We start from the raw sequence: 11,630 nt of genomic DNA on the forward strand, positions 1-11,630 counted from the left end.
TTTATTTTTTTATAGTTTAATCTGAAAAATCAATCGTTTTAATCTAAACAATCAATTTTATTTTGTTCGCTCACACCTCTATTGTATTAATCAAGCAGACGCAAGGCTGCGTTAATTAAACTTTTTAAATACATCAATGAGGAAAAATATGAGCACTTCATTAATTAACACAAAATTACAACCATTCAATGCAACAGCTTACCACAATGGTGACTTTGTTGAGCTAACTGAAAAAGATGTGCTAGGTAAGTGGTCAATCTTCTTCTTCTACCCAGCAGATTTCACTTTCGTATGCCCTACAGAGCTTGGTGATGTTGCTGACTTTTATGAGCAACTGCAAGAAATGGGTGTTGAAGTTTACTCAGTATCAACTGACACGCACTTCACTCATAAAGCATGGCACGATACGTCTGACACAATTGGTAAAATCAAATTTCCAATGATTGGTGACCCTACAGGTCGCATTACACGTAACTTCGGTGTGATGATCGAAGACGAAGGTCTTGCTCTTCGCGGTACATTTGTAATGAACCCTGAAGGCGAAATCAAAGTAATCGAAACTCACGACTTAGGTATCGGCCGTAGCGCGAAAGAGTTAGTACGTAAAGTACAAGCTGCACAGTACATTGCTGACCACGATGGTGAAGTATGTCCTGCATCATGGCAGCCAGGTGAAGAGACACTTGCTCCTTCACTAGACCTAGTTGGCAAAATCTAATTTGCCATAGCATTAAACGATAGCAAAGTTTTGCTTTGCTATCCCAATGCAATCTTAATTGCCCATCACAACTCACATTAAGCACATTAGCGGGTGATGGGCAGTTATCCCTAAATTTATTCTAGATTATTTATTCTGAACTCAAGGGCTAAGCCATGTTAGATACGAATATCAAAAACCAATTAACAAGCCACTTTGCTTCTATTACCAGCCCTGTTGAGCTGCTTATCGCCTTGGATGACAGCAATAAATCAACAGAACTTAAAAGCTTAGCAAACGATTTAGCTTCGTTAAGCGACAAATTTTCGGTGCGAGATAACCCTAACCAAGACGTGCGTCGCCCGTCTATGGTGGTGTCTTCACCTATAAACAATACGCAAATTACATTTGCGGGTGTGCCGATGGGCCACGAATTCACCAGCTTGATCCTTGCACTTCTTCACACAGGTGGTCATCCAAGCAAGGCATCAGAGACTGAAATTGAACAAATTAAATCATTACCTGGGCCGCTTAACTTTGAAGTATACATTTCATTAAGTTGTCAAACATGCCCGCAAGTTGTGCAAGCACTTAACTTAATGGCAGCGCACAATGAAAATATTACGGCTACTATGATTGACGGCGCCTTGTTCCAAGACGAAGTGAACGAGCGTAATGTGTTGGCAGTACCCGCTGTTTACTTAAATGGCGAGTTATTTAGTCAAGGTGCTGTAAACCTGACCGACATTTTAAACAAAGTGGATACCAAAGCGGCTGCACGCCAAGCCGAAGCACTGAACGACAAAGCGTTATTCGATGTACTTGTTGTGGGTGGTGGTCCGGCAGGGGCTTCTGCGGCGATTTATTCAGCACGTAAAGGCTTGAACACAGGTGTGGTTGCTGAGCGTTTTGGTGGTCAGGTATCAGACACCTTAGCCATTGAAAACTTTATATCAACTAAAGCGACCGAAGGCCCTAAATTAGTTGCACAACTTGAAGAGCACGTAAAAGAATACGATGTTGATGTGATGCAAAATCAACGTGCGGCATCATTGACTAAGCAAGGTAATTATCAAATCACCCTAGAAAATGGTGCAGTTTTAAATGCTAAATCAGTGGTATTAGCAACGGGGGCTCGCTGGCGTGAAATGAATGTACCAGGCGAGAAAGAGTATCGCGGTCATGGCGTTGCTTACTGTCCTCACTGTGATGGTCCGTTATTTAAAGGCAAAGCGGTAGCGGTTATCGGTGGTGGTAACTCAGGTATTGAAGCTGCAATCGACCTTGCAAACATTGTTGAACATGTCACCGTGCTGGAGTTTGCCGATACCTTACGTGCTGACGAAGTCCTTATTCGTAAAGCAAATAGTTTAAACAACATTACTATTATCAAAAATGCGCAAACGACAGAAGTTATTGGTGATGGTAAACGAGTAACAGGCTTAAGCTATATTGACCGCATCTCTGGCGATGAAAAATCACTTGAGCTTGCAGGTATCTTTGTGCAAATCGGCTTGGTGCCAAACACTGAATGGTTAAAAGATTCAGAGCTATCATTGACTCGCTTTGGTGAAATCGAGATTGATAGCAAGGGTGCAACATCATTACCGGGTGTTTATGCGGCAGGTGATGCCACAACAACGCCATTTAAACAAATCATTATTGCGATGGGCAGTGGTGCAACGGCAAGTTTAGGTGCATTTGATTACTTAATTCGCCACAGCGATGAGACTCAAAGCACGGAAGATGCAGCTTAATTAGTTGTATTAATAATGCCTCTTGATTAGGCAGCTTTACACCCATAGCTGCCGTTTTAAAGCCGCCCTCTCCAAAGGCGGCTTTGCTTTTTATTAATACAGCTATTGATACTGCGCTGCAGTAATAAATTCTTCAAAACTTTCACACCAAATAATCACCGTATTGTAATCAGAAATATTAATACTTTGCGGTATTTGCACTTTAAAACCATTAAACGAACGCACGGCTGCAACATGTTGCATGGTGCCTTTTTGTGCTAAGAAATCGGCTTCGTTATCAATAAAATTGCGCGAAAAATACAATTGGTAATCAGGGCCAGGTGATAGCTCACCTTGCATTGAGATGGCATCATTCGTTAAGTAGACTGTGCCGTTTCCATAGTGAAAACGATCAGACCCCGCTAAGTTAGGTTTAAATTCACCACTGAATAAAGCACGGTTTTTGTGTTGCGTTAGGGTGCTTGAGCTAGGAGCGGGTGCTTCAGTCAAAATAGGTAAGCTGTATATGCCAGTGAAAAAACCGGCTGCAAAAATGATAATGACAGCTATCAACATCAGTAATTTTTTGAGCATTATTGTCACTCCATGTTAGTGAGAATTATTGCGTGTCGCTGATTGAGCTTAAATTGCTTTTCTACATCACCAAAATACTGTATGAAGAGTGCTTCAAGCTCGCCCGATTTTGCGAGTTTTTGCATGCCTTGCTCAAGAAGATCTCTAACTTCAACGTTCTCTTTACTTAAATAAAAATAATAGTGACTTGGGTATTGCAGCATAATTTGCGGCGCAATAGCAAAATCAAACGAATTTAATTTGTTAAATTCTGACTCGATAGCCAACACCGAGCGGGGGAAGTAATCCCCAAGGCCCACTTCTAAGGCTTTGAGCATTCCTTGGTAGTCTAACTCGCCATTAACTTTCAATCCATTCGCTTTTAAAATAGTGTAATCAGACCAGCTTTGTTGCTGTAAACCTACAAATGGTTTTAGTTCGTTAAGGTGGGTAATGTGTTTGAAGGTTTCTTGGTCTTGTTTGCGAATAATTAATAAGCGTTTTCCATGCAGCCCTTTGTACAAGGGAATTGATGTTCTAATAAGCGCGTGAGGTTGTTCATTAGGCATTGATAACCATGCAAGAGTAATCGCCTTATTATGACTTAACTGCTCTATAATTCGCTTATTGTTCATGGGTTTAACGTTATACATTAAGGCGACATCAGCACCCATTACGGCAAAGCTTTTTTCTAAAATTGCATGGATATATTGGTTTTTAGTAGCATCGGTATAATTGGGTTTGGCGAGTTGAATAACAAGCCTTTCGTGAGCTGTGACTGAAAAGTTGAACAGAGCAAAATAAAAAATACACAATAAAATGGCTCTGTTCATGGCTATACTTTTGTTAAGATTTCTAAATTATTTAAATTTACACTTTAAAAACATGTACTTGTTGCTGTAAGCGCGATGCTAATGAAGCCAATTCTTGGCTTGCTTGCGCATTTTGCTGAGAGCTTTCGCTTACCAATGAAATACTACTACTAAACTCGTTAATATTACAACTTAGTTCATTAGCGACAGTGGTTTGTTCATCGGTTGCAGTCGAAACCTGATTATTCATCTCAGCTATTTGGGCCATCTCTTGTGTTATTTCGGCTAAAAGTTGTGATGATCGTTCAGCATATTCAACACTTTGCTTTGCACTGTCATCTGCGTTCCCCATCGCACTAACAGCTTGTTGTGCCATAGATTGTAACTTAGTGATCATGTCATTGATACTTGCGGTTGCTTTTTGTGTATTGTGAGCTAATTGCCTTACCTCGTCAGCAACGACAGCAAAGCCTCGACCAGACTCACCGGCTCGTGCTGCTTCTATCGCTGCATTAAGAGCAAGTAAATTAGTTTGCTCAGCGACACCCTGAATCATCATAACAACTTGATTGATATCGGTTGATTGTGTGTTTAACTCATTGATAAGTTGGGTGTTGGCATTGACGATATGTGATAAATGATTGATTGCGTCAATATTCTCTTGCACCGACTTTTGTCCAAGCTTTGCAGTATGATCTGTGTGAGATGCTTTTTCTGATGTTGCCAATGCATTTGCCGCGACTTGTTCAATTGCACTACTCATTTGCGTAATGGCGGTCGCTATCATCGCAGACTGGTGCTCTTGTTCAGTGGCTGTGCTGGCAACTTGGTCGCTGATTGAGTTCATCTGTTCTGCCGCAGAAGAGAGAGTGAGCGTTGCGCTTGTTACATCGTTTACAAGGGCGTGAATGCGCTCCATCATGGCATTAAAATGGTGTGCGGCTTGCGCTATTTCGTCGCTGCCATGAGGCTGTGCGCGAAGTCGTAAGTCGGCATTTTCAGAGATGGAACCAATTGTTTCACTGAGCGAGAGTAGTGGATTATGAATCGAACGATAAATAATAAAGGCTATAAATAATAAGAGAATAATAAGTATTGTAATGGATGCTGTCATTGCAATACTGACTTGGCTAAAATCTTTGTCTGCAGACATTCTGAATTTACTTGCCTCAGTAATTTGCAAATCAATTAACCCTTGGTAGCTGGCACTTAGTGGATCAAATACATCATATAACTCTTTGACGAATGTATCTGAAGGGATTGCCTTAAACTCATCATTTTTAACTTGGTTCAATAAAGCCGTTAGTTTTTGTTGGACCACAGTTAAGCGCTTTTCTACAACGCTAACGAGCCGCGTCTCTTCCGTCGTAAGTTTTGTACTTAGGTAACTTTGCCATTTTCTATCAGCGATATTCTTTGCTTCAGTAACTGAAGTCAAAAACTCATTTTTAGCTATTTGATTCGCGCGGTATTTATGAAATAAATCAACAATATTAACTGCATAGTTGTCAGACACTGACTTTATCTGCTCAAGAGGGACGACCCTGTCATCATATAAGCTGTCTATCCCTTTGACCATATTCGACATTATAGACATTGCAAAAAATGAAGTGATCACAAAAACAGTAACCGGTAACAAAGCCAAAACGGCTAATCGCGTACGAACGGTGTAGTTATTTAACATGGTAGGAATACAAACTTTAATAAGGACGTATTATTAAAGCTAATAGAGAAATGTATTTAATCAAGTTTTTGCAATAGTAAATGTGAAAGTGGTTGAATCGACGGTGTACAAGATGGTGGTAACTAAAGCTTCAAGTACTAATTTTAGTTTTGAGCTTTAAGTTGCTTATTGCCTTCAATGTATAAAGTATCGCCATCCCAACCTTGAAAAATCGCGGGGTTAATGTGGTCTATGGCAGTACTTCCTCTAGGGGATAGTCTCATTCCTCCCTCATAAGCAATATCTCCGGATGCATAATATATTTTGGCAACGTATTCATCTGGCTCTAAATTTTTATTTTTTGCAATTAAGACAAATACGCCGCCATCCAAACCGCCCACCCAAAATGCTTTATTTGGTACTGCACTTGGTTTTTTCGGTACATCAAGGTCAATTTGTTGAGCATCGCAAGCACAGAGAAATAACATGGTTAATACTAAAAGCAGTATTTTTTTCATTTAATCTCTTCTAACCCTTCTATTTTTAGAGTTTTACTTTTTGGAACGTCATCTAATTAAGCCCCTTATATATGATATGGCTTAAGTGTAAGCTCAGCCTCGCAAAATATGACTAAGCTAGGTTAATTTGTATGGCTTTGATTTTATTTTTAAGCCGCTTGAGTTAAAAATTGTTGCCCTGCATCAATGCCCATATTGTATCCCGATGATAATTTGGCAAACGACTTGGTGGTGCGGCCGACAGCAAATGTAGGTGGCGGAGCAATAATATTAATATGGCAATCACTAGGTGGATTCATTATAAAATCAATGCTCTGATTGTAGTTTTCGGCACGATGTAACGTGGCCATAGCAAGCGCGGGGTTGTCTTTGTACAGGCGTTTTACAAGCCAAGGGGCTTTTGATGGTTTTTTCTTGTAGCCTAAAGGTTGAGAGAGAATAACCGTGATATCTTTATTACCCATCTCATAAGCTTTTCGAACGGGAATAGAGTCAGCAACACCGCCATCAGCAAGCTGTAGATTGTCAACTCTTGGGTATTGGCGATAAGCAATAGGCAAAGCACAGGATGCTTTTAATTGCTCTTCGAGGGACTGAGCATGACCTTTTAGGTATTCTGCTTTTCCAGTGTTTATGTTGGTGGCAACAATATAAAACTCAGCAGCTTGCTTCTCAAAGGTTTCTAAATCGAGACGAATATCTCGCATGGTTTCTTGCCATAGCCAATCTAAATCAAATAAATGGCCACCTTTAATAAAACGAACAAAATCAATGAACTCTGGACGGCATGAATAATCAGTAATAACGGCATGGTTACGTTTGTATTGAGCACATAAGTAAGCTGCAATATTTGTTGCTCCCGCCGATACACCATAACATTGTTTGAAAGGTTGATAGTGCGCTTCTAAAAAGGCATCAAGTACCCCTGTAGCAAAAATACCGCGCATAGCGCCGCCTTCTACAACCAGAGCTTTGTTAATTGTCATAATAGCTACCTTGCTTTCAAACTGTTTATACCCAAACCATAGCAAACACAGGCTAAAAACAAAATAGAGTTTTGGCTCTAGTTGTAAAAATTGTATTTACTTAAATACGCTAAAGCTAAATAGCTAAAAAACGTAAGCACTTAAATAAATAGATAAATATATTGAAAAAATAGATGTGGCTTTATTTATGTAAATGCACCCCAAATTAGGTGCATGAGTAGAGGCAGGTGATCAGTTTTAGCGTTTTCCCAAAATAGGAGTTTGTATATTCGGATGGGCATTAAACAAGGTACAAAACACATAGCCTGTTACGAACATAACTATGCTATATGTAGCGCTAGGAATAGCCATAACCCATCATTATTACTGGCAATTAATATGGCGAGCTTGCCATTATTGCTCTGATACTGTGTGTTTTATAGTCATAGTTACTTCCTAAAATGGGACCTTACGAACAATAATGTCTTTAAACATCACCCAGTCGCCAATAAAGCTATAAAAAGGGTGAGTAAATGTGGCGGGGCGGTTTTTTTCAAAAAAGAAGTGACCTACCCAAGCAAAACCGTAGCCGATTAGCGGGCAGAAAATGAGCCAACTGTATTGCTGTTGATAAAGTGCAGCAAACAAGATAGCCAACACAAACCAGCTGCCAATGAAGTGTAAGCGTCGACATACCTTATTTTTGTGTTCTTGTAAGTAGTAAGGGTAAAACTCTTTAAAGTTTGCGAACTCGCGTTTACTTGCGACGGTGCCCATATTGTTGTCTCCGTTGTTAATTACAGGTTAACAATAGGCTTTTGTTTTCTAACTTACTTGATATTATAGGTCATTAAATTGTTTGTTAGAGACACGTATGCGTACCTTATCAAGCTGGTGGCTACGCGCCATGGCTGAGTCATTCAAGTGGCAAGGTTTACCCATCAATGCGCTATTTTCACAAGCCCATATATCGCTGAATGATCTAAGCAGCCAAACAGCTCGTTATCCGCAAGCTAGTGTAAGTACGCTTTGGAAGCAAGCTCAGGCGATGTTGCCTGATATTCATTTAGGCATATATGTTGGTAGTACTATGAATGTGCGAGCCATACCTGTGGTAGGGATGGCGATTATTCAGTCAACGCAATTACTCAGTGCCTTTCGGCTTATTTTACGCTATCAAAAGTTGATGGGTGATACGCATAATGTGTCGTTAATTGATCATGGTGCTGAGTATGAATTGCGCTTTAATTTCAGTGATGGTGAGCGTGATATGTCATTGTTAAGTTATGAGGCACCAATGGCATTTTGTTTGAAAATAGCACGTACTGTAAAAGGAAAAAACTGGCATCCATCGCGTATTTGTTTACAGCGAAAAGAGCATCTTGCTGAAATAAATGAACATTTTAATTGCCCTGTCGAGTATGGAGCCAAAACTCACAGCTTATTTTTTTGTGAGCAAACCGATGCGCAGCCATTTATTGCGGGTCAAATCAAAGTTGCTACACAAAGTAATGTCAGTCATGTTTTGCGTATTTTACTTGAAGAGCATTTAACCCTAGGGGAGTTTGGCTGTAAAGATATGGCAAAGGCGCTCAATATGAGTGAAAAAACCTTGCAACGGCGTCTTGCTAAAGAAGGAACTAACTTCAGCCAAGAACTGGCGAACTTAAGACAACAAAGAAGCACCACACTTTTAGTTGAAACAGACTTATCACTCACTGAAATAGCGTTTTTATGTGGTTACTCAGAAGTGAGCGTATTTTATCATGCATTTAATCGTTGGTATGGCGTGTCACCAAAGACATACAGGCAAGAATTAAAACCAAATTCGCAGTAATATTTAATTGTTTTATGGGGTTAACCTTTCGCTATCTGCGTTAAAAAGTTCTCATTTTGGGTTGTATGGATGCAGGAGATACAGCAATGTAGGAGCAATTGCACAGCACAATTTAAAGAACGCAATCTTGCCTTGTTACCTACGAGCTTTGATTGCCTGAAAATAGCTCGCTTAATTAAGCGTATCGGTAAAAAAAGAATAATAAGTAAACCAGTTTAAAGTGTAAAAAAATTTAAAACTCAAAGTTAAATTACTCAGCCATTTCTTCTATGCGGTTACGCCCATTTTGCTTTGCTCGGTAAAGTGCTTTGTCGGCCATAATAAGCGTATGATCAGCTACGTTGTGCGCGTTAGGTTGGCATGAGTAAATACCAAAGCTTAATGTTAGTAACGGGTTCACTTTAGAATTAGGGTGTTTAATTGCGAGTCGTTTAATCGCTAGCTGTAACTTTTGGCAGAATAAAAAGGCTTCTTGCTTATTAGTAGCGGGGAGAATAATAGCGAACTCTTCACCACCGTATCTGGCTGCTAAGTCTCCTGGACGCTGACAATTTTCTTCAAGGGTTTTAGCAACGTGCTTTAATGCTTGATCACCTTGTTGATGACCTAGCGTATCGTTATACAATTTAAATGAGTCAATATCACACAGAATTAAGCTTAACGAGAGTCTGCTGCGGGCACAGCGTTTTAATTCTTGTTGTAGGGTAGTATCGAGTTGTCGACGATTAGCAATTTCGGTCAGACTGTCTCTATGAGCTTGCTCATGCAACTCTTTATTTGCAGCAAGTAACAGCTTTTGTATCTTTTCAAGTTTATTTTTATATTGCATATTTTTTAATGCATTTGTGATCATGTCGCCGACGAGTTTTATTCTTAACAAATCTGTTTGAGACCATTGACGGGCTTTATTAACGCAGTCACAACCGATGAAGCCAAATAATGTTTTTTCGACGACTAAGCCAATACATATAACAGATTGAATTCCCTCGTTAGTGAACTCCATTTTCTCTGCGCTGGCTTCAGGGGGTAATTCAGCGGTGTTTGATGCGTTAAAAATATGCTGAGTGTGCATTTGCTGAAAAAAATAAGGTAAAGAGTCTTTTGGGATATTCTGAAGGTGCTCCTTAAAGGGGGTAATACCGTCGTTTACCCACTCGTAGGTGTTACTCATCGATAATCCGTCATCACTAAATTCAAAAATGTAAGTACGGTCAGCATGGCAATTTAAGCCTATTGTTTGCAGTGCCTTCTCTATTTGCTGACTCATATTTTCGTTTTGGATATCGATAAGTTCTGTTGAAATCTGAGAAATCAGCTCATCGAAGTCTTGGCTTTGGGCTTGGCTAGGTAATGTACGAGGTTCACACACAGTGATATAAAGGGAATCACAAAGTGTTGCAAATTTTAGGTCGAGCAGTTTGGCTGACTGAGTACGTCGGTTGGTGAGGGTTACAAACAAGGGATATTTGTTGTACGAACTTGGCAATAAGTCGGTAATGCCTAGTGATTCGCTACTTAGCGCGTTATTAAGTGCAAGATGAGTTAGGTTGAGTTCATCTGAGCTTAGTTGCTCTTCAATTGAGAATAGCGACTGTGCCGGTAAGTTAAAATAGAAACGATTGTGTTGCTGATCAAACATGATGATAGCTATCGGTAATGCTGCGAGAGTCTGCCATGTTTGCTCAATTGAACTCATTAAAAAACGACCTAAAACCAATACACGGTATAAGGTTACAATTTTTAACAAAATATTGATATAAAATTTTCTTTTCTCTCAATCAGAAAGCTAAAAACATGCGCAGCGTAAGAGATAAATAAGTTTTTAGTGCGTTTAGTGGCGTCACGTATTACAATTGAGACTGTATATCATTACTCTTTTTCCAGCGAATAGGTTTATCTCTTCTTCATGACAGATATTACGACTCACCAAGCATCTAGACGTCGCTTGCTAATTGCTTTAGCCATTACTTGCTCGTTTATGGTAATTCAGATCATTGGTGCGTATTTTTCAAACTCGTTAGCAGTGCTTGCTGATGCGGGGCATTTGTTTGTCCATAATAGTTCTTTATTTATCGCATTAATAGCGTCGTCAATGGCGATACATTTTGCCAAAAACTTTAATGATGGTTATCAACGTGCAGAACTAACAGGCGGTTTAATCAATGGTATTCTGTACTTAAGTATTAGTTTGGTTATTTTATACGAAGGTGGTGAGCGATACCTACACCATAATGAAGGTAATCATCTCGAAATTAATAGCTATCTAATGTCTGTTATTTCAGCTATTGGCTTTTTATTTCATGGTGCCGCAGCTTGGGTCCTTTACAAAGGGCGCAAAGCGAGCATTAATGTATACGCGGTGTTTCTTCACTCGTTTTTTGATTTAATTTCAACGGTTTCAACTTTTTTTGCAGGAATTTTGATTTACCTTACTGGCTGGGCTGAAATCGATATTATTTCGAGCATGTTAATTGCCTCTTTCGTTTTATTCACGGGTGTCAAAGTAATAATACGTTGCATTAAAGGCCTAGTTGAAAATAATAGTAAACTGCCTAATGTGGCTGAGGTTGAAAAAAGCATAGCTTCAATTGAGCATGTTCAAAATGTGCATAATGTAACGGTTGTTCGTCAGGATAACACTGTCATTGTCGGCGCGCATGTCGTGTTAAAACAGCACTGTACAGTAGAAAAACATGATGAAGCGTGTCGCCTAAAAGTCGAAAAGCTTTTACTTTCGCGCTTTAAAGTTGCGAAAAGTGTCTTACAAATTGAAAGCCATGAATGCCACCCTATTAATTAAGGTGGCAAATTACCTTTTTTTCTTTTAAT

Annotated in this window: 11 protein-coding genes; 4 read left to right on the plus strand and 7 right to left on the minus strand. The window is 39.6% G+C overall.

The annotated features are described in order from the left end of the window. The first annotated feature begins 148 nt into the window (after positions 1-148). Together ahpC and ahpF are read left to right on the plus strand one after the other, a co-directional pair. A complete protein-coding gene (gene ahpC / locus L3V41_RS05985) occupies positions 149-718 on the plus strand; it encodes an alkyl hydroperoxide reductase subunit C (protein WP_062567573.1) in 570 nt (189 codons plus the stop codon). A gap of 155 nt (positions 719-873) precedes the next feature. Continuing rightward, positions 874-2,454 carry an alkyl hydroperoxide reductase subunit F gene (gene ahpF, locus L3V41_RS05990; protein ID WP_237115364.1) on the plus strand — a complete coding sequence of 527 codons (1,581 nt, stop codon included), beginning with the start codon at positions 874-876 and terminating at the stop codon, positions 2,452-2,454. Between the two features lie 102 nt (positions 2,455-2,556). Here ahpF and L3V41_RS05995 read toward each other — a convergent pair whose 3' ends face one another. From L3V41_RS05995 to L3V41_RS06020, 6 genes are all read right to left on the minus strand, one after another. Next, positions 2,557-3,027: a DM13 domain-containing protein gene (locus L3V41_RS05995; protein WP_237127336.1), complete on the minus strand. Its 471-nt coding sequence runs from the start codon at positions 3,025-3,027 to the stop codon at positions 2,557-2,559. A gap of 5 nt (positions 3,028-3,032) precedes the next feature. Then, complete coding sequence (locus L3V41_RS06000; protein ID WP_237115362.1) at positions 3,033-3,839, minus strand: transporter substrate-binding domain-containing protein; 807 nt, start codon at positions 3,837-3,839, stop codon at positions 3,033-3,035. Positions 3,840-3,876: 37 nt separating this feature from the next. Next, positions 3,877-5,502, minus strand: a complete 1,626-nt coding sequence (locus L3V41_RS06005; protein ID WP_062567569.1) for a methyl-accepting chemotaxis protein — start codon at positions 5,500-5,502, stop codon at positions 3,877-3,879. Between the two features lie 143 nt (positions 5,503-5,645). Further along, positions 5,646-5,999, minus strand: coding sequence for a hypothetical protein (locus L3V41_RS06010; protein WP_062567568.1), 354 nt, complete (start codon positions 5,997-5,999; stop codon positions 5,646-5,648). A gap of 149 nt (positions 6,000-6,148) precedes the next feature. Further along, the gene (locus L3V41_RS06015) at positions 6,149-6,985 is read right to left on the minus strand and encodes a patatin family protein (protein ID WP_062567567.1); all 837 of its coding nucleotides are present in this window, start codon (positions 6,983-6,985) and stop codon (positions 6,149-6,151) included. A 435-nt stretch (positions 6,986-7,420) separates the two neighbouring features. Beyond that, positions 7,421-7,741 carry a DUF962 domain-containing protein gene (locus L3V41_RS06020; protein WP_062567566.1) on the minus strand — a complete coding sequence of 107 codons (321 nt, stop codon included), beginning with the start codon at positions 7,739-7,741 and terminating at the stop codon, positions 7,421-7,423. A 97-nt stretch (positions 7,742-7,838) separates the two neighbouring features. Between L3V41_RS06020 and L3V41_RS06025 the strand changes: the two genes are divergently transcribed. Then, positions 7,839-8,801 carry an AraC family transcriptional regulator gene (locus L3V41_RS06025; RefSeq protein WP_237127337.1) on the plus strand — a complete coding sequence of 321 codons (963 nt, stop codon included), beginning with the start codon at positions 7,839-7,841 and terminating at the stop codon, positions 8,799-8,801. 250 nt (positions 8,802-9,051) lie between these two features. Here the strand turns inward: L3V41_RS06025 and L3V41_RS06030 are convergent, their stop codons facing one another. Continuing rightward, positions 9,052-10,497 carry a sensor domain-containing diguanylate cyclase gene (locus tag L3V41_RS06030; RefSeq protein WP_237127338.1) on the minus strand — a complete coding sequence of 482 codons (1,446 nt, stop codon included), beginning with the start codon at positions 10,495-10,497 and terminating at the stop codon, positions 9,052-9,054. A gap of 210 nt (positions 10,498-10,707) precedes the next feature. On the opposite strand from L3V41_RS06030, the gene L3V41_RS06035 reads away from it, so the two are divergent. Then, positions 10,708-11,601, plus strand: coding sequence for a cation diffusion facilitator family transporter (locus tag L3V41_RS06035; RefSeq protein WP_062567564.1), 894 nt, complete (start codon positions 10,708-10,710; stop codon positions 11,599-11,601). Positions 11,602-11,630: the final 29 nt, after the last annotated feature.

This window comes from Pseudoalteromonas sp. L21, assembly GCF_021728035.1.
GTDB lineage: Bacteria > Pseudomonadota > Gammaproteobacteria > Enterobacterales > Alteromonadaceae > Pseudoalteromonas > Pseudoalteromonas arabiensis.

Excerpts from the sequence above, each read along its gene's own strand:
- ahpC (WP_062567573.1), top strand. The coding sequence starts at position 149 with ATGAGCACTTCATTAATTAACACAAAATTACAACCATTCAATGCAACA.
- L3V41_RS06000 (WP_237115362.1), bottom strand. The coding sequence starts at position 3,839 with ATGAACAGAGCCATTTTATTGTGTATTTTTTATTTTGCTCTGTTCAAC.
- L3V41_RS05995 (WP_237127336.1), bottom strand. The coding sequence starts at position 3,027 with ATGCTCAAAAAATTACTGATGTTGATAGCTGTCATTATCATTTTTGCA.
- L3V41_RS06030 (WP_237127338.1), bottom strand. The coding sequence starts at position 10,497 with ATGAGTTCAATTGAGCAAACATGGCAGACTCTCGCAGCATTACCGATA.
- L3V41_RS06015 (WP_062567567.1), bottom strand. The coding sequence starts at position 6,985 with ATGACAATTAACAAAGCTCTGGTTGTAGAAGGCGGCGCTATGCGCGGT.
- L3V41_RS06020 (WP_062567566.1), bottom strand. The coding sequence starts at position 7,741 with ATGGGCACCGTCGCAAGTAAACGCGAGTTCGCAAACTTTAAAGAGTTT.
- ahpF (WP_237115364.1), top strand. The coding sequence starts at position 874 with ATGTTAGATACGAATATCAAAAACCAATTAACAAGCCACTTTGCTTCT.
- L3V41_RS06025 (WP_237127337.1), top strand. The coding sequence starts at position 7,839 with ATGCGTACCTTATCAAGCTGGTGGCTACGCGCCATGGCTGAGTCATTC.
- L3V41_RS06010 (WP_062567568.1), bottom strand. The coding sequence starts at position 5,999 with ATGAAAAAAATACTGCTTTTAGTATTAACCATGTTATTTCTCTGTGCT.
- L3V41_RS06035 (WP_062567564.1), top strand. The coding sequence starts at position 10,708 with ATGACAGATATTACGACTCACCAAGCATCTAGACGTCGCTTGCTAATT.
- L3V41_RS06005 (WP_062567569.1), bottom strand. The coding sequence starts at position 5,502 with ATGTTAAATAACTACACCGTTCGTACGCGATTAGCCGTTTTGGCTTTG.